Origin of the sequence: Stappia sp. BW2, assembly GCF_008107695.1 — a bacterium.
In the GTDB taxonomy this organism is placed as follows: domain Bacteria; phylum Pseudomonadota; class Alphaproteobacteria; order Rhizobiales; family Stappiaceae; genus Roseibium.
In genome coordinates this window covers 74,215-91,999 of record NZ_VIRG01000103.1, presented here as the reverse complement: position 1 = coordinate 91,999, position 17,785 = coordinate 74,215, and the positions used below count along the sequence as shown (strand labels likewise).

The following is a 17,785-nucleotide window of genomic DNA, read 5'->3' as shown; positions in this document are numbered from 1 at the left end:
GCCGCTTTCCAGCGTTCCAATAGTCAGGAGACCGCACCCGTGTCCGAAGCCCTCGACATTGTAACCCCCATTCTGGCCGGAAACCCTTCGCCATTTCCCGTGCCTGCCGGTTGTTACGCCCTCACAGTCCGGGACGTGCAGCATTACACGGACAGTCTGTTTCGGTTCAGGGTGACACGTCCGAAGCAGTTCCGCTTCCGGTCCGGCGAATTCGTCATGATCGGCTTGCCGAATGCCGAAAAACCGGTGTTCAGAGCCTATTCCGTCGCCAGCCCTTCCTGGGACGAGGAATTGGAATTCTTTTCCATTAAAGTGCCGGATGGCCCCCTGACCGAACATTTGCAGAAAATCCGCCCCGGCGACACGGTGCTTATGCGCAAGAAGTCGACAGGAACGCTTGTCAACGATGCGCTGTTGCCGGGAAAGCGGGTCTGGATGTTCTCAACCGGAACCGGCATCGCCCCCTTTGCCAGCCTGATCAGGGATCCGGAGACTTACGACAAGTTCGATCAGGTCGTGCTCACCCATGGCTGCCGCACGATCGCCGAACTGAAATATGGCGAAGACCTTGTCGCCGGCCTGCGCGAGGATCCGCTGGTCGGCGATCTCGTGCGGGACAAGCTGATCCACTACACCACCGTGACTCGGGAAGACTTTGCCCGTCAGGGCAGGATCACGGACCTGATCACTTCCGGCAAGCTTTTTGCCGACCTTGGCCTGCCACGCATGGGGCCGGAAGAAGACCGCGCCATGATCTGCGGCTCCATGGCCATGCTGAAGGACACCAAAGACCTGTGCCTCAGCCATGGGCTGGAGGAAGGGGCGAACAACAAGCCCGCGCAGTTCGTGGTGGAACGTGCCTTCGTCGACTGACGAATTGATGGATTTTGCAGCATGGCTGCTCAGCATATCATCGCAGGCAATGTGCAATTCGCATTGACACCATTTTTGAAAACATGTTTGCATACTAACAAATGCAGCGTGGCATTTAAGGAGTCACAACGTTGACTGTCGCCGATGGCAAACCTGAAAAGATCCGCTGTGATGCGTGTCCGGTCATGTGTTACATCGCCGAAGGCCGGGCGGGAGCCTGTGACCGCTATGCCAATGACAACGGCCAGCTTGTCCGCCTCGATCCGCTGACGATTCTGGAAAAGGCGGAAGCCGCCGGTGGCGAGATCGTGCCCTTCCTGGAGAAGGAATGGGATGGCGACATACTGCCGCCGAAGAACAATTTCGTCACTGCCATCGGGGCCGGCACCACCTATCCGGACTACAAGCCCGCCCCCTTCATCGTCTCTTCCGAAGTTGACGACGTGGACATGATCACCGTGGTGACCGAGGGCATTTTCAGCTACTGCGGCGTCAAACTGAAAATCGATACGGACCGGCATCTGGGCACGGAATGCGCCCCTGTCAGGGCGGACGGCGAAGTTGTCGGCCATGTGACCACGTCCGAGTACGGCAGCCAGATGCTTTCCCTCGGTGGTGTCCACCACCTGACCGGCGGCTCCAAGAAGGAAGGCCGCCTTACCTGCTCCACGATGCTGGCGCTGTGCAACGGCGAGGAAGTCGGTCTGGAGATCGATGGCGGCACGGAGCTGCGGGTTCAGGCGGGCAAGCCGCCAGTCATTAATGGCCAGCTCGAGGAGCGCATGCGCGTCGGCTGCGGCTCGGCCACCGTTGGCATGTTCGCCGCCCAGTGGAAAGGTCTGGTCGACGAAGTGGTTGTTGTCGACGACCACATCACCGGCGTGATGTCGGAGCACCAGGCAGGCAAGGTTATCGGCTGGCAGTCGACGGGCCTTAAGATCAAGGGCCGACGCTCCACACCCGGACGTTATTTCCAGGTTGCGGAACCCGGCACCGGCTGGGGTGGAACCAACCTGCAGGATCCTCTTGCGATCATCGACAAGTTCGACCCGAAGTCTGCAAGGCCCGGCCTGTCGCTCCTGATGGTTTCCACCACCGGCGAACACTCCGCCTACTACGAACTGGATGAAGACCTGGTTCCGGTCCAGAAGGAGATGCCCGAGCGTCTGCAGCCTTCGGTCAAGCGGATCGAGGAGAACTGCGAACCGGCACTGACGTCGGTCCTATTCATGGCGGGGGCCGGTGGATCTCTGCGTTCGGGCGTGACCGAGCATCCGGTCGGCCTGACCCGCTCGGTCCAGAATTCGCTCACTTATGTCAGTTGTGGTGGCGCGCCGGTCTATATCTGGCCGGGCGGCGGCATCACCTTCATGGCAGATGTCACCCGCATGCCGAAAAATGCCTTCGGCTATGTGCCCACCCCTGCCCTGGTTGCCCCTATCGAGTTCACCATGCGGGCTGACGACTACCGCGCGCTCGGTGGCCACATGGACTTTGTCATGCCGCTTTCCGAAGCCCTCACCGGCAAGACCGGGCGGCAGAACGACCACATTCTGAAAGGCCGGCGCGGTGTGTCGCCAGCCGGTGACAATCCCTGGCCGACGGGCTCGGGGAACTACCCCTGGAAACGGGGGGGCGGATGACAAGGGCGATTCAGCTGGAAACCGCCACGGCGCACCTGCTTCCGGATGCACGCCGGCTGCACCTGCAGCACGGCCCGATCGATCTGGTCGTGGAAGCCTGCGGAGAGCCCGGCGAGGTTGCTGAAGCCTATCGCCGTGCCCGGGCGGCATTTGAAACCGTCCTGCAGGACCTGGTGGGTGAGATATCCCGATTGCGGTCGCCGGACGGGCCAGCGCCGAAGGGGCGGATTGCAAGGGCCATGTGGGCGGCAACCTCCGCCTACGCCCCGGACTTCATCACGCCTATGGCAGCGGTCGCCGGCAGCGTTGCCGATCATATCCTCAAGGAATTGCTCAAGGGGCGCTCTCTTGGGCGCGCCTATGTCAACAACGGCGGCGACATTGCCCTGCATCTGGCCGAGGGCTCCTTCCGGATCGGCATCTGCGACGATCCGGTAACCGGGGTCTCTGGCGGTGTCGTCCACCTTCGCCCGGAGGACGGGATCGGCGGGATCGCCACGAGCGGATGGCGCGGACGGTCCCATTCCCTGGGCATTGCAGACGCAGTGACCGTGCTGGCGAAAACGGCGGCTGAGGCTGATGCCGCCGCCACCATGATCGCCAACAGGGTCGATCTTCCCGGTAACGTCAAGATCGAGCGCGAAGCCGCCTCCCGTCTTTCTCCCGACAGCGATCTTGGCGATCTTGCCGTGACCACAGGCGTCGGTCCGTTGTCACCGGACGAAATTCAGATTGCGCTGGAGGGCGGCGTAAAAGCCGCGCACAGCTATCTGGCAGGCGGCCTTTTCAGTGCAGCCTATCTGGCGCTTGCCGGGGAACGGTGTACCGTTGCCGCGACACCCGGAGCCGGCGTTCACCAATACGAAATAAGAAATATGAGGGAGGCTGTCTGTGCCTGAACCGATCCTGCGCAAAACCGCAATCATTCTTGAAGAAATTTTCCACGAAGGCGGACCGGCGGCGGAAACTCCACTGAAGCGTGCAGCCATGCTCTGCGTCATCAAGAACCCCTTTGCAGGCGCCTATGTCGAGGACATTGCCGGTTTCATGGATGACCTCAAGCCGCTCGGCGTCGATATGGCCAGGAAACTGGTCGATATCCTCGGCGGCGATGCGGGGGTCGTCGAGGGCTACGGCAAGGGCGCGATCGTCGGCACTGCGGGCGAACTGGAACACGGAGCCCTGTGGCATGTGCCCGGCGGCTATTCCATGCGGGAAATCCTGCCGTCTTCTAATGCCATTGTGCCGTCCACCAAGAAACTCGGTGGACCGGGTACCCGGCTGGATGTTCCGATTACCCATTGCAACGCCTCCTATGTGCGCTCCCACTTCGACGCGATGGAAGTGGGGCTTGCCGACGGACCCAAGGCGGATGAAATCCTGCTCGTGCTGGTCATGACCACCGGGCCGCGCATCCACGCACGTGTCGGCGGGCTGAAAGCGTCCGAAATCAAGGGAGAAGACGGCCTCAGATGACCGCGCGCGTCCGCAAAATCCTGACCTTCATGGAAACCGTTCAGCGGGAAGCCGGCAGGCCGGTCTCGCCGCCTGCGGTCCGGATTTGCTGCGCCGCCGTCATCGCCAATCCCTACGCCGGAACCTATGTCGAAGACCTGTCGGAGCTGATGGATATCGGCGCCCAGATGGGAGATCTTCTGGCGCGGCGCTGCCTGGATCTGAGCGGGCTTCGGCCGGAGGAAATTCAAAGCTTCGGCAAGGCCGCCATGGTCGGCGAAGCCGGCGAGATCGAACATGCCGCCGCCCTGTTGCATCCGCGCCTCGGCGCTCCGCTCAGGGATGTTCTGGGGGGTGGCAAGGCGCTGGTGCCCTCCTCTAAAAAGATGGGTGGCCCGGGTGACACGCTGGATGTCCCGCTCGGGCACAAGGACGCCGCTTACGTGCGGTCCCACTTCGATGGAATGCCTATTCGGGTGAATGACGCGCCGAGAGCCGGAGAAATTCTGGTGGCCATTGCCCTGGCACCGACGGGCCGACCGCTGCCACGCGTGGGCGGACTAAAGCATGAAGACGCAACAGGAGCTGATGGTTTGAGATAGCCATCTTTTGAAGAGGGAGAGCCATGGAATTCGTACGAAACGCCTGGTATGTCGCCGGATGGTCCTCGGAAATCGACGAGGAACTGCGCCGCTTCACGATCCTTGGTGAGCACATCGTGATGTATCGCACGTCCGATGGTTCCGTCGCCGCCCTCGAGGACCGCTGTCCGCACCGGCTGCTTCCGCTTTCCCGCGGCAAGCGGATCGGCGACGACATCCAGTGCGGCTATCACGGCATGACCTTCGATTGTAGCGGCAAATGCGTGCGCATTCCGGGTCAGAGCAACCTCCCCGCCTCCGCCTATGTCGAGGCCTTTCCCGTCCATGAGCGCTATGACATCGTCTGGATCTGGATGGGTGACAGGGACAAGGCCGATCCGGACGAGATCTTCGACATGCCCGAATTCGATGATCCGGCTTGGGCGGTGCATCAGGGCGATGCACTTCATCTTCAGTCCAACTACCTCAATGTCGCGGAAAACCTCGTCGACCCCGCCCACGTCAGCTTCGTTCATCCGACAACGCTCGGAAATGCGTCTTCGGAAAACGTGCCTGTTCATGTCTCCACCGAGGGCAAGGCCATTGTCGCCTGGCGCTGGATCAGGGACTCCGAGCCGATCGGTTTCTTCAAGACCTTCGGCCGGTTCACCGAGAACGTCGACCGCTGGCACTACTACTATCTCCACACGCCCTGCACCGCCGTGATCGATTTCGGCTGCGCCCCGGCGAAGGACAATATCGCCGAGGAAGACCGCAACGACGGCAACCGTATCTTCGCACTGCATTTCATCACGCCGGTCACAGAGAGCTATTCGATCGACCGCTGGATGCATATCCGCAACACGGCGATCGACGATGAAACCGCCTCTGAGAGCATGGATGCCATGTTTCGCATCGCCTTCCAGGAGGACAAGGACGTACTGGAAGCGATACAGCGTGAGGAAGACCGGCCGTCCAAGCGCAGGCCGATCCGTATCGCCATCGACAAGGGACCGATGGTGTATCGCAAGCGCATAAACGAAATGATCGAACGGGAACGGACTCAGGACCTGGCGTCCAGTCCGACCCCGGCGTTCGTCTATCACGACTGACCTGACCAGAAGCCGGATGAACCGGCCGGGTTTTCGCGGAATACCGATAAAGAGCAGCTGACAAGGCTGCCGTAATCATTGACCAGAATGAGGGACAACATGAAACAGATAAAGACAGTGGTGGCCGCAGCTGCCGCTCTTTTGACTGTCACTGGCGCAGCTCTTGCCGCCGACAGCATCAAGATCGGCGAGATCAACCACTATAAACGCCTGGCGGCTTTCGCTGAACCCTACAAGAAGGGTGTCGAACTGGCGCTAGACGAAGTCAATGAGGCCGGTGGTGTTCTGGGCCGACCATTGGAATTTATCTTCCGCGACGACAACGGCAAGCCCGGCGATGCGGTGAAAATCGCAGAAGAACTGATGACGCGGGACGGCGCGGTCATGCTGACCGGCACGATCCTCTCCAATGTCGGCCTCGCCATTTCCTCGCTGGCCGGCGAGAAGAAGTACATTTATCTGGCAGCCGAGCCGCTGGCCGATGCCCTGGTCTGGGAGTCCGGCAACCCTTACACGTTCCGCCTGAGAACCTCGACTTTCGTGCAGGCCGCGATGCTGGCGGAAGAGGCTGCCAAAACCGATGCGGTCCGCTACGCCACCATCGCGCCGAACTACGCCTACGGCACAGCCGCCGTTGAGGCCTTCAAGGAAAACCTGAAGAAGCTCAAGCCGGAAGTGGAATTCGTCACCGAACAGTGGCCGGCACTTTTCAAGATCGATGCCGGGGCAGAAGTCCAGGCGATCGAAGCGGCCAAACCGGACGCCATCTTCAACGTGACCTTCGGGACCGACTTGCAGAAATTCGTCCGCGAAGGCACGACCCGCGGTCTGTTTGACGGCCGGAACGTCTATGGCCTTCTTACCGGCGAACCCGAATATCTGGAGCCGCTCGCCGACGAGGCGCCGGAAGGTTGGTTTGTTACCGGCTATCCCTGGTATGACGTCAAGGACGGCCCGGCCAAGGACTTCGTCGATGCCTATATCGCCGCCTACCCGGGTGAAACACCGAAGATCGGTTCCCTCGTCGGCTACATGACCGTGGAGAGCATCGCCGCCCTGATCGAGAAGGCGGGATCGACGGACACGGACGCGCTTCTTGCTGCCTTCAAGGACCTGAAAGTCGAAACGCCCATGGGTGAGATCGTCTATCGCGACATCGACAACCAGTCCACGATGGGCGCCTATGTCGGCACCACCGCCGTCAAGGACGGCAAGGGCGTGATGGTGGACTGGGAATACAAGAACCCGGTCGCCTACATGCCGAGCGACGACGACATCAAGGCAAAGCGTCCGGCGGAATAAGCCTTTCCGGTCCATTCCGCCACTGCGCCGCCGCGCGTTACTTCCTCCTGCGCGGCGGCCGCGGACTTCTCATCTCGTTTCGGATAGATAAATCGCCATGGGTCTCTTTGTGGCACAGCTCCTCACGGGGCTTGCAAACGCAGCGGCGCTGTTTCTCGTCGCCTCCGGTCTGTCGCTGATATTCGGCGTCACGCGTATCGTGAACTTCGCACATGGGTCGCTCTACATGCTGGGGGCCTATTTTGGCGTCACGCTGATGAATACCCTGCCGGGGGTCTTCGGATTCTGGACCTCGATCCTGTTGTCCGGACTGATCGTCGGGGTAATCGGCATCGCCATCGAGGTCTGTGTTCTGCGGCCGGTCTATCGCGCTCCCGAGCTTTTCCAGCTCGTCGCCACCTTCGGTGTCATCCTGGTCATTCAGGACCTCACACTCATGGTCTGGGGTGCGGAGGATCGGCTCGGGCCGCGCGCTCCGGGGCTGAAATCCGTTGTCCGTATTCTGGGCGAGCCGGTGCCGCAATATGATCTGGCGCTCATCGCGATCACCCCCTTCATCCTGCTGGCGCTCTGGTGGCTGATTGCCAGGACACGCGTCGGTGTGCTCGTGCGCGCCGCGACACAGGACAGGGAAATGGTCGGTGCCCTTGGGGTCAACCAGTCCTGGCTGTTTACAGGTGTGTTTTTTCTCGGATCGGCGCTGGCCGGTCTTGGTGGGGCTCTTCAACTGCCGAAGGGCGGCGCCGATCTGCTGATGGATCTGAACATCATCTCCGCCGTTTTCGTTGTTGTGGTTATCGGCGGAATGGGGTCCATCCCGGGAGCTTTCGTGGCGTCCGTACTCATATCGGTGCTTAATGTCTTCGGCGTCTCCTACATCCCTCAAAGCACATTGGTGCTGATGTATGTTGTCATGGCCGTCGTCCTGCTGATCCGTCCTTACGGACTTTTCGGGCGGGAGGAAAAGGCGGGCGAACATGGCCAGGTCGGCGAACCGGACCGGCCAATCCGTCCGGCGGGCACAAAGGGACGCCTGTTCGTGGCGGCTCTGATCGCCGCTCTTGCGCTCGTTCCCCTCGTAGGTGAAAATTTCACGCAGGTTCTGATCACCGATATTGTTATTTTCTGCCTGTTTGCCGCCTCCCTGCAATTCATGCTGAGCACGGGCGGTCTGGTGAGCTTCGGCCATGCCGCCTACTTCGGTGGCGGGGCCTACGCGGCGGCCCTTCTGGTGACCTATGCGGACACCCCGATGGAACTGGCCTTTCTGTTCGCGCCCCTTGCCGCCGGGCTGCTGGCGCTCATTTTCGGCTGGTTCTGCATCCGCCTGAGCGGTGTCTATTTCGCCATGCTGACCCTCGCCTTCAGCCAACTCGTCTGGTCGCTGGTCTTCCAGTGGTACGACGTGACCGGCGGCGATGACGGCCTCGTCAATATCTGGCCTGCCGAATGGCTGTCCGGTACGACGGCCTATTACTACTTCACGCTGATCGTCGGCGTCGGCGGCATTATCCTGTTGCGCCAGCTCGCTCACGCGCCCTTCGGCTACACGCTCAGGGCGACCCGCGACAGCGCCCGCCAGGCGGAAGCCACCGGCATCAATGTCAAGCTGGTCCAGTGGTCCGCCTTCGCCATGGCGGGGGCCATGGCCGGTCTGGCCGGCGGGCTGTTCGTCTTCTCGAAAGGGTCGATCTTTCCCAACGAACTGGAAATCGGCAAGAGCTTCGACGCGCTCATTGTCGTCTTCCTGGGCGGCGTCAAAACCCTGTCGGGCGGCGTGGTCGGTGCGGCCTTCATGGAAAGTGCCAAGGACTGGCTGACACGTCTGGAATACTGGCGGCTGATCCTCGGACTGCTGATTATCGGTGTGGTGATCATTGCCCCTGACGGAATTGTGGGAACTCTGCGCCGCGTCGGTGAACGCATCGGCTTGCTCCGGACACAGGAGTTCATGAGATGACTGCGGTTCTCAAAGTCGAAAACCTGGTCAAGACCTTCGGCGGGATCAAGGCAGTGAACGGGGTGTCCTTCGAAGTCGCCCCCGGGGAACTGAAAGCTCTGATCGGCCCCAATGGTGCTGGAAAGTCCACCTGCTTCAACATGCTGATGGGCCAGCTACCTGCTTCGTCCGGCCAGGTTTTCCTGAACGGGGAAAACATAACCGGACGGCCTCCCCGGGACATCTGGCGACGCGGCGTCGGCCGCACTTTTCAGATCACCGGTACCTATCAGAGCATGACGGTGGCGGAGAATGTGCAGATGGCGCTGATGTCGCATCATCGCCGTCTGTTCTCCGTGTTTTCCTATGCGTACAAGCTCTACCGCGAGGAAGCCCTGTCGTTGCTGGAGATTGTCGGGATGGCGGATCAGGCCGACCGGGCCTGTGCCGTTCTCGCCTATGGCGACCTCAAGCGGCTGGAACTCGCCATTGCCTTGGCCAACGCACCGACCTTGCTGCTGATGGATGAGCCGACGGCCGGCATGGCGCCCAAGGAACGCATCAGATTGATGCAGTTGACGGCGGACATCGTTCAGGAGCGCGGCGTAAGCGTGCTGTTCACCGAACACGACATGGACGTCGTCTTTGCCCATGCCCATCACATCATGGTCCTCAACCGGGGAGAATTGATCGCGGACGGGACAGCGGCAGAGGTCCGCAACAACGCGCACGTTCAGGAAGTCTACCTCGGCGGCGGAACCCTTTTTGGACAGGAGAACACCGGTGCTTGAGATCTCCGCTCTGAACAGCTTTTACGGCAAGGCCCACATTCTGAACGATCTCGGGTTTTCCGTTTCCAAGGGGGAAGTGGTGGCGCTGCTCGGGCGCAATGGTGCCGGCAAGACCACGACGATGAAATCCATCATGCAGCTCGTGCGCCCCAAGTCCGGCAAGGTTCAGTTCAACGGACAGGACATTACCGCTCTGCCTTCTCACAGGATCGCCCGTCTTGGCCTTGGGTATGTTCCCGAGGAACGCCGCATCTTTTCGGACCTGACCATCCTGGAAAACCTGGAAGTCGGACGCCAGCCACCCCGTGCGGATGCGCCCGCCTGGACAGTCGACGCACTTTTCGAGCTCTTTCCCAACTTGTTCGAACGGCGTCACAACCGCGGCAAGGCCATGTCGGGCGGTGAGCAACAGATGCTTACCATCGCCCGCACGCTGATGGGGAATCCCAAGTTGCTGTTGCTCGATGAACCGTCCGAAGGCATCGCGCCGGTGATCGTCGAGCAGATGGCCGAGACAATTCTCAGGTTCAAGAAAGAGGGCCTGACCGTCATTATTTCAGAACAGAACCTGCATTTCGCCCGGATTGTCGCCGACCGCGCCATCATCATCGAAAGCGGTGAAAAGAAATTCGACGGAAGTTTTTCCGAACTTGAAAAACAGCCGGAGATCCGCGATGCATACCTTTCCGTTTAGCCGCTGAGGCCGACAGGAGACAGAGTGAACCAGAAGTCCGACGAAACCCAGGTAAAGGCGTCAGAAGAAAACCGGGAACCCGGTACGCCGCCGGTGCCGGACCACGGCTATGTGCTGGACGATCAGATCGGCTATCTTCTGCGCAAGGCCTACCAGCGGAACGCGGTCATCTTTTCAGAGAAGGTCCGGGATCTGACGCCGACCCAGTTCGCGGTCATGGCACGGTTGTCGGAGCGTGGTCCTGTTTCCCAGAACAGGCTAGGCCGGCTGGTCGGTCTTGACGTGGCAACGACGAAGGGCGTCGTCGACCGCCTGACGGCGCGCGGGTTCCTGCAAGGGCGCAAAGATCCGGACGACAAGCGCAGGCAGCTGATTTCCCTGACTGAGGAGGGCTTTCGGTTTTTTCTGTTGAATGCCCCCAAAGGCCTTGAGATCTCGGCCGAAACCGTCGCACCGCTCACCCAGGCGGAACAGCGGTCGCTCTTTCGCATTCTGAAAAAACTTCAATAAGCCTGGCCTGTCGCAGCATTCTCTGACGCGCAGAATCCGGTTCTGTCGCAAACTTTACATGAATCGATATGAGGCAACGATGCGTCGGTGACATTCCGGTGTCTGGGAGACGAGCGATGGCTCTTTCCTTCAAGACCTGAAAATGGTGAGCATAAATAACGCCAGGGGTTCGTCGGAGCGGCTTGCCTTCATCGGGGTCAGCGCACCGCTCCACGAATTCATCAACCAGTCAGCCGTTTGCTCGGGCGTGAGATGTGCCAGACCGATTTGACCGAGGCCGGCTTCCCGCAGACAGCAGGCGACCGTCTCCACCATTGCCCGCCAGAGTGGTTATTGTGTCCTGTTTTTGGTCGGGCTCCGGTTTTGACTTACGCACACCATCCGACAATGCCCTTGATCTCAAGGAAATCATGAATGCCCCAATCGGCATATTCCCGTCCATTCCCGGATTGCTTATAGCCTCCGAACGGGGCCATGGGATCGTGGTCGGGATAATTGATATAGACTGATCCGGCCCTTAATTTCCGCGCCATGCGTTTTGCGCGCTCCATATCACCGGCCTGGATGTAAGCGGCAAGGCCATAGACGCTGTCGTTCGCCAGAGCGATGACCTCTTCGTCAGTCTCGTAAGGCAGGATGGCGAGCACCGGTCCGAAAATCTCGTCTCGGGAAATTGTCATGTCCGCCGTAACGCCGCCAAATACAGTTGGCTTCACATAAAATCCGGTCTGCATCCCGTCCGGTCTTCCAGGCCCTCCAGTCACCAGGACAGCGCCTTCCTTCTGGCCGATCGAGATATAGGACTGGATCTTGTCAAACTGCACCTGGCTGATGACGGGCCCCAGGTCATTCGATGCATCCGAAGGGTCGCCGACTTTTAACGAGGCGGCCGCCTGTTTCGCGATTTCAAGCGCGCGTTCATGCTGGGCGTGTGGAACGAACATGCGGGTTGGCGCGTCGCATGATTGTCCGGAATTGCTGAAGCATGATTGAACGCCCATGGTGACTGAGCTTTCAAGGTCGGCGTCATCGAAGATGATGTTCGGCGATTTGCCACCGAGTTCCTGGGCAACCCGCTTCACGGTGTCGGCGGCTGCTTTTGCCACCGCCACGCCCGCTCTTGTGGACCCTGTGAACGACACCATATCGGCATCTGGATGTTCTGCCATCAGTTGACCGACGTCCGGTCCGGTTCCGTTGATGAGATTGAAGACACCGGGTGGCGTTCCTGCTGCGTCCATAATCTCCGCGAATATGATCCCAGACATTGGAGCGATCTCCGATGGTTTCAGGACGACAGTGCAACCAGCCGCCAGAGCCGGGGCGACCTTGCAGACGATCTGGTTCATCGGCCAGTTCCAGGGCGTGATCAACGCGCAGACGCCGATCGGCTCCCTGGCAATCAAGGATGTGCCGCGCACCTCATCAAAGCTCATGTCACGCAGAACCTTTATGGTCGCATTCAAATGTGCGACGCCAACGGCCACCTGCTCGTCCCTTGAGAACGAAATCGGACACCCGAGCTCGCGCGTGATTGCCTGCGCCAGGTCTTCAGCGCGCTTCTCATACTCGGCGCAAATTCTCTCCAGCAAAGCAAGGCGGTCTTCCTTCGTAGAGAAGGCAAAGGTTTCAAACGCGGCTCGCGCGGCCTTCATCGCCCGGTCCACATCTGCGAATCCTCCCAGTGCGATCTTGGCGAACGGTTTTTCCGTTGAGGGGTCGACGACGTCGAGGGTGGTGTCCGTCGAGGACGGCGACCACGCGCCGTCGATGAAGAAATTCAGGTCGTTCTTGGTGTACATATCATCCACTTTGCCATGTTGAAACATTGCCTTCAGGCGTTCTCGAAGCCCTGAAGCACGGCGAGCACGTTCTCGCCGACGTCCTCGACCGCGTAACCACCCTCCATCACGAAAAGCGTCGGCAGTCCCAGTTGTGCGATAAGGGCCCCCGCCTGATGGAAATGCTCTTTCCGCAGTTTGAAGCGGCTGATGGGATCACCTTCGAACGTGTCGACGCCCAGGGAAACGACAAGCCTGTCCGGCGAGAACGAGCGAACTTCCTTGAGTGCGTGCGCGAGGGTTTGCGACCAGGCTGACCATTCCGTGCCCGCGGGCATGGGATAGTTGAGATTGAAGCCCAAACCGGGCCCTGCGCCTTTTTCTTCCGCCGCACCGATATAGAACGGATACTCGTAGCTGGGATCGGCATGCAGGTTCACGACCTGAACATCAGCGCGCTCGTAGAAGATTTCCTGTGTGCCGTTGCCGTGATGATAGTCGATGTCGAGGACCGTGACGCGTTCGGCGCCCGAGTTGCGGAACCGTTGGGCAGCAACAGCTGCGTTGTTGATGAAACAGTACCCGCCTGCGAAATCTGGACCGGCATGATGTCCAGGTGGCCGGCAAAGGGCGAACGCAGCCAGGTTGCTGGCACTCACAAAATCGGCGCCTGTGAGCACCGTGTCGTGGGAGGCCTTGATGGCTTCCCACGTCCCGCGAACGAACCCGGTGCTTGCATCGAAGGAGTAATATCCGAGGAGGCCATCAAGGCTCGTGGGCCGCACGCGACCACGTAGTCCGCGGCTTGGCCAAGCGTATGGAAGCGCCGTCCCTGAGCGGCCGTCCCTCTCCCACATGTCCCAGGCCTTGGAGAGAAATTCAAGATAGTCGAGCGCGTGGATCTGCCTGGCGGTTTCGAGGTCGTGTACCTCTGGTTCAACGACCTGACCGAGGCCCGCCCGTTGGATGCTCGACAGGATGAAGTCAGACCTGGCGTGCGTCTCGAACCCCGGCACGAGTTCGCCGTTATAGAGTTCGTGATGGTCACGATGTCCGAGTTGCTTGTCCGAAAAGATCGTTTTCATGTGTTGACCGAATAACCTTGGAAGGAGGTGTCACTGCTGTCGGCGACCGCTCGATTGCAGGATGAAGAAGACGGTGACGACCATGATCGAAAGCAGCAGGAAGATTGCTGATATCGCGTTGATCTCTGGGGTCACGGTTCTGCGAAGCTGGCCAAGCATGTACGTCGGCAGCGTATCCTGGCCCGGAGACTTGACGAACTCGGTGATGACGACATCGTCGAGTGAAATCACAAAGGCCAGCATGAACCCTGCGAGGACGCCAGGCAGAAGCTGCGGCAGGGTTATGTGGAGAAAAGCTTCGAAGGGACGGGCGTACAGATCGCTGGCAGCCGCTTCCAGATTGATGTCCATCGTTTCCAACCTCGCCCTGATCGGCAGATATGCAAACGGGATGCAGAAAGCGGTATGCGCAATAATGAGGTAACCGAGACCAATATATCCGGTCCAGGACTTGATCGCCGCGACAACGATCAGAAGAGCGACCGCAGTCACGATCTCCGGCACCATCAAGGGAAGGCTGATGAGCGCGTATTGGAACATCCAACCCTTGTAACGGGCTGTGCGTGTCATCGCGATCGCGGCCGGAATGGCGACTGCCGTGGAGATCAACGCAGCTGTTAAGGCCAGCTGAAGGGACAGGATCGATGCGTCGACGACTTGGGGGTTCTCCATGGCACTCCAGAACCATCTGGTCGAGAAACCTTGCCAGTCCGCCGAGCTCAATCCGGCATTGAATGCCAGTATGACCAGGATCAGCAACGGCGCATAAAGGCAGAAGAAGGTGAACAGCGCGATGGTGTTGAAGCCGCGCTGGCGGGTTACCGAGAATTTCTTAGCCATGAGCGCCTCCCCTGGGTCCGCCCGCTCGCGCATAGATCAGAAGAGCGGCCATCACGATCGTCATGAGCACAATGGAAACGGCCGAACCATAGGGCCAGTCCTTGCCCTGGCCGAACAGCAGCTCGATGTAGTTGCCCATCATCAGCCTTTTTCCGCCACCGAGCATGATGGGTGTGACGTAGGTGCTGATTGCGGGGATGAAGACAAGGGTACTTCCAGCGATCAGCCCGGATCGGGAAGACGGCAGGATCACGTTCCAAAGAACGGAGCGCGGTCTGGCGTAGAGATCGGAGGCAGCCTCCAGAAGCCGTCTGTCGAGCTTTTCCAGGCTGGCGTAAACAGGCAGCACCATGAGAGGCAGGTAAACATAGACCATGCCGATGAGGACTGCAGTGTCTGTATACAAAATCTGCAGCGGTTCCGACACGATGCCGAGCTTGATCAAGGCCGTGTTGAGCAGGCCTTCCTGTCTGATGATGTCCTGAATAGCGAAGGTCCGGATCACGAGGTTGGTCCAGAATGGGATTGTGATCAGCAACAGCCACAGATCGCGGCGCGTTCGCGGGCGCGTGGCGATAAAATAGGCGGTGGGAAATCCCGCCAATAGTGTGATGATTGTCGTCAGGAGGGCCAGCCAGATGGACCTCGCAAAGATGGTAAGATTACCGGTCGCCAGGGTGAGTTCATCGCCGAACAGGTCGCGTTCAAAAAGAACTTTGACCCAGCTGTCCCAGGAAAACTCCCAGGTTACGCCGCCATATGCCCCTGGTGTCAGGAAAGAGTAGACGACGACGATAAGAAGAGGTCCCGCAGCGGCGGCGAGGATGATGATCAACGCTGGAGCGGTCAGCATCCACTTCCGCCCCGGGGCGCCGCGTCCTTTGATATTCTGTGCCATGGCCGCGTTCAGTCCCACAACAGCCGGACGGCATTGGGCAGCAGTTCCAGGGTCACCAAAGCCCCTTTCTTGAAGTCGGTCTCCGCTCCATCAAGATTCTGCTGGCGTACCTTCAATTCCTCGCCACCATCGGAAAGCACAAGGGTGTAGAACGTGTCCATGCCGTTGTAGGTGACCAGTTTTACGGTGGCTTTCGGGCCGGACGATTGGCTGTCGGCCTGCAAAATGCGCACCTTTTCGGGCCGTATCGCCGCGGTCGCCTCTCCCGTTTCGATATCGATGTCAGGCTCCCGAACTTCTACGGTACCAAGTCCAGGGATCTTCACCGAGACGTGCACTCCAGAGCGCTCGCCGACGGTGGCAGGGAGAAAATTGGTGTCGCCTATGAAACTCGCGACGAATCGATTTGCCGGGCGGTCGTAGATCTCCCGCGGAGTGCCGATCTGGACAATCTCGCCGCTGGACAAGACGGCGATGCGGTCCGACATTGAGAGGGCTTCCTCCTGATCATGGGTCACGAATATGAACGTGATCCCGGTTTGGGCCTGCAGTGCCTTGAGCTCGACCTGCATTTCCTTGCGAAGCTTGTAGTCCAGTGCCGAAAGCGATTCATCCAGAAGCAGGACTTTGGGTTCGGGAGCCAGCGCTCGCGCCAGCGCGACGCGCTGTTGCTGACCGCCGGACAGCGCATCGACGTGACGTTTCGCAAGATGATCCAGCTTGACCAGCTCGAGCATCTCGCGAACCCTGTCATTCGTTTTATTGCGAGGATATCGTTTCATGCGCAGCCCGAAGCGCACGTTCTGTTCAACCGTCATGTGTGGGAAGAGCGCGTAGCTCTGGAAGACCGTGTTGATCGACCGCATGTAGGGCGGCATGCCGCCGACCTGCTCGTCGTTCAAATGTATCGAGCCGCTGGTGGGAAATTCGAAACCACCGATCAGACGTAGAAGGCTTGTCTTTCCGCAGCCTGACGGCCCGAGGAGAGTGAAGAACTCGTTGTGCCGGATTTCAATCGAAACATCTTTGACGGCATGGACTGCTACCGGTTCCACGCCATATGTCTTGCACAGCCCGTCAAGACGGATTGCCGAAGTCGTGTTCATCGCAATTTCTCCACCAGCTTCGGGACGCCGCCAGACCGGCGGCGAACATGCCGCTGGACCTTAGCCGCGTCCCGGCCACCGCTTATTTCTGGATGTCGAGCCAGATGCGGCCATACAGTGCGGTCGTATCGGGATCGCAAAGGCGGAGCAGTTCTCCATTGCTGCGAACAGCTTCGGGGATAGACAGTTCGGGCGCACCCTTCATGTCGTCCGGATAAAAGTCTTCAGCCCCCTCGATAGCTGCGGGATAACGCGTGTAGGCGGAGTTGAGTGCAGCGTTCTCGGGATCCATGAGGAAGTTCTGGAAAAGCTTTGCGTTTTCCATGTTTGGAGCATCCTTGAGCACGACGATGTTGTCGGAACCGTAGGTGAAGCCCTCCTTGGGAAATCCAAACGCGATCTTCGGATTGCCGAGCCTGCGCTTGAGCGCGGACCCACTCCAGTCAAGCGACGCCGCGATATCACCCGTGCCGATCTTCTCGATCCCGCTGTAATCGATGGAGGCCCAATATTGCTTCGCGTCTTTGAGGAGCGTGTGTACCTTTTTCAGCAACGCCTTGTCGTTGGAACACCAATCGCCACCCGAATACCGAATTGCGGCGTACATGATGTCGTTCATCTCAGGGACGATATTGATCTTGCCTTTGAGGCTTTCCGGTGGGTCGAGCAGCAGCCCCCAAGTGTTCACATCGCCGTCGTAGTCCTCGGTGTTCACCGTCACGCCGGACGTGTACCAGAGCCACGGCACCGAGTACTTTCGACCCGGATCAAAATCGGGATTGGCCCAATCTTCTGCGATGTTCTTGCCATTTTCCATCTGACCAGGATTGGTTTCCGCGATCAGGCCTTCGCCGATATAAATGGGCATGAAGCTCTGCGAGGGGACCACGACGTCAAATCCGGTGTAGCCCTGGCGAATTTTGGCCAGTGCGGTGTCGTTGGAGTCGAAGTCGGTGATGGTGACGTCGACGTCATACTCTTTTTCAAACTTGGTAATCAGCTCAGGGCTCGTGTAATTGCCCCAGTTGTAAATGCTGAGCTTTCCTTCGGCCGACGCAACTGTGGTCGACACGGCAAATGCCAACGTTGCAAATGCGATTGAATGCAATTTCATGGGTTCCCCAATCCATGTTTGTGTTTTCATTGAACGCGCGATACCGCGAGGGCCACTTGAC

General features: G+C 59.4%; 17 protein-coding genes. 11 read left to right on the top strand and 6 right to left on the bottom strand.

Going from position 1 to position 17,785, the window contains the following annotated elements; translation table 11 throughout:
- Positions 1 to 72 precede the first annotated feature (72 nt).
- The 11 genes from FMN63_RS28880 to FMN63_RS28830 all read left to right on the top strand — a co-directional run bounded on the left by FMN63_RS28880 (position 73) and on the right by FMN63_RS28830 (position 10,900).
- A complete protein-coding gene (locus FMN63_RS28880) occupies positions 73 to 873 on the top strand; it encodes a ferredoxin--NADP reductase (RefSeq protein WP_502706281.1) in 801 nt (266 codons plus the stop codon).
- A gap of 185 nt (positions 874 to 1,058) precedes the next feature.
- Positions 1,059 to 2,516: an aminomethyltransferase family protein gene (locus FMN63_RS28875; RefSeq protein WP_286192797.1), complete on the top strand. Its 1,458-nt coding sequence runs from the start codon at positions 1,059 to 1,061 to the stop codon at positions 2,514 to 2,516.
- Positions 2,513 to 3,415: a UPF0280 family protein gene (locus FMN63_RS28870; RefSeq protein ID WP_205514399.1), complete on the top strand. Its 903-nt coding sequence runs from the start codon at positions 2,513 to 2,515 to the stop codon at positions 3,413 to 3,415. Before FMN63_RS28875 ends, FMN63_RS28870 begins: the two co-directional genes overlap by 4 nt.
- The gene (locus tag FMN63_RS28865) at positions 3,408 to 3,992 is read left to right on the top strand and encodes an amino acid synthesis family protein (protein ID WP_148587617.1); all 585 of its coding nucleotides are present in this window, start codon (positions 3,408 to 3,410) and stop codon (positions 3,990 to 3,992) included. The genes FMN63_RS28870 and FMN63_RS28865 overlap by 8 nt, the downstream gene beginning before the upstream one ends.
- Entirely contained in the window at positions 3,989 to 4,573 is a 585-nt protein-coding gene (locus tag FMN63_RS28860) for an amino acid synthesis family protein (RefSeq protein ID WP_148587616.1), read from the top strand. Before FMN63_RS28865 ends, FMN63_RS28860 begins: the two co-directional genes overlap by 4 nt.
- A 23-nt stretch (positions 4,574 to 4,596) precedes the next feature.
- The gene (locus tag FMN63_RS28855) at positions 4,597 to 5,664 is read left to right on the top strand and encodes an aromatic ring-hydroxylating dioxygenase subunit alpha (protein WP_148587615.1); all 1,068 of its coding nucleotides are present in this window, start codon (positions 4,597 to 4,599) and stop codon (positions 5,662 to 5,664) included.
- Between the two features lie 99 nt (positions 5,665 to 5,763).
- Positions 5,764 to 6,966, top strand: a complete 1,203-nt coding sequence (locus FMN63_RS28850) for an ABC transporter substrate-binding protein (protein WP_148587614.1) — start codon at positions 5,764 to 5,766, stop codon at positions 6,964 to 6,966.
- A gap of 97 nt (positions 6,967 to 7,063) precedes the next feature.
- Positions 7,064 to 8,926, top strand: coding sequence for an ABC transporter permease (locus FMN63_RS28845; protein WP_148587613.1), 1,863 nt, complete (start codon positions 7,064 to 7,066; stop codon positions 8,924 to 8,926).
- Entirely contained in the window at positions 8,923 to 9,696 is a 774-nt protein-coding gene (locus tag FMN63_RS28840; RefSeq protein WP_148587612.1) for an ABC transporter ATP-binding protein, read from the top strand. The genes FMN63_RS28845 and FMN63_RS28840 overlap by 4 nt, the downstream gene beginning before the upstream one ends.
- Complete coding sequence (locus FMN63_RS28835) at positions 9,689 to 10,390, top strand: ABC transporter ATP-binding protein (protein WP_148587611.1); 702 nt, start codon at positions 9,689 to 9,691, stop codon at positions 10,388 to 10,390. The genes FMN63_RS28840 and FMN63_RS28835 overlap by 8 nt, the downstream gene beginning before the upstream one ends.
- A gap of 24 nt (positions 10,391 to 10,414) precedes the next feature.
- Positions 10,415 to 10,900 (top strand): MarR family winged helix-turn-helix transcriptional regulator, encoded by a 486-nt coding sequence (locus tag FMN63_RS28830; RefSeq protein ID WP_286192793.1) that lies wholly within the window; start codon positions 10,415 to 10,417, stop codon positions 10,898 to 10,900.
- A 368-nt stretch (positions 10,901 to 11,268) separates the two neighbouring features.
- Here the strand turns inward: FMN63_RS28830 and FMN63_RS28820 are convergent, their stop codons facing one another.
- From FMN63_RS28820 to FMN63_RS28795, 6 genes are all read right to left on the bottom strand, one after another.
- Entirely contained in the window at positions 11,269 to 12,702 is a 1,434-nt protein-coding gene (locus FMN63_RS28820; RefSeq protein ID WP_148587609.1) for an aldehyde dehydrogenase family protein, read from the bottom strand.
- A 32-nt stretch (positions 12,703 to 12,734) separates the two neighbouring features.
- Complete coding sequence (locus FMN63_RS28815) at positions 12,735 to 13,766, bottom strand: histone deacetylase family protein (protein ID WP_148587608.1); 1,032 nt, start codon at positions 13,764 to 13,766, stop codon at positions 12,735 to 12,737.
- 30 nt (positions 13,767 to 13,796) lie between these two features.
- Positions 13,797 to 14,606 carry an ABC transporter permease gene (locus FMN63_RS28810; protein ID WP_148587607.1) on the bottom strand — a complete coding sequence of 270 codons (810 nt, stop codon included), beginning with the start codon at positions 14,604 to 14,606 and terminating at the stop codon, positions 13,797 to 13,799.
- Positions 14,599 to 15,504 carry an ABC transporter permease gene (locus FMN63_RS28805; RefSeq protein ID WP_148587606.1) on the bottom strand — a complete coding sequence of 302 codons (906 nt, stop codon included), beginning with the start codon at positions 15,502 to 15,504 and terminating at the stop codon, positions 14,599 to 14,601. Before FMN63_RS28805 ends, FMN63_RS28810 begins: the two co-directional genes overlap by 8 nt.
- Positions 15,505 to 15,512: 8 nt before the next feature.
- Positions 15,513 to 16,610: an ABC transporter ATP-binding protein gene (locus FMN63_RS28800; RefSeq protein ID WP_148587605.1), complete on the bottom strand. Its 1,098-nt coding sequence runs from the start codon at positions 16,608 to 16,610 to the stop codon at positions 15,513 to 15,515.
- Positions 16,611 to 16,692: 82 nt separating this feature from the next.
- Positions 16,693 to 17,724 carry an extracellular solute-binding protein gene (locus FMN63_RS28795; RefSeq protein WP_148587704.1) on the bottom strand — a complete coding sequence of 344 codons (1,032 nt, stop codon included), beginning with the start codon at positions 17,722 to 17,724 and terminating at the stop codon, positions 16,693 to 16,695.
- Between the last annotated feature and the right edge of the window lie 61 nt (positions 17,725 to 17,785).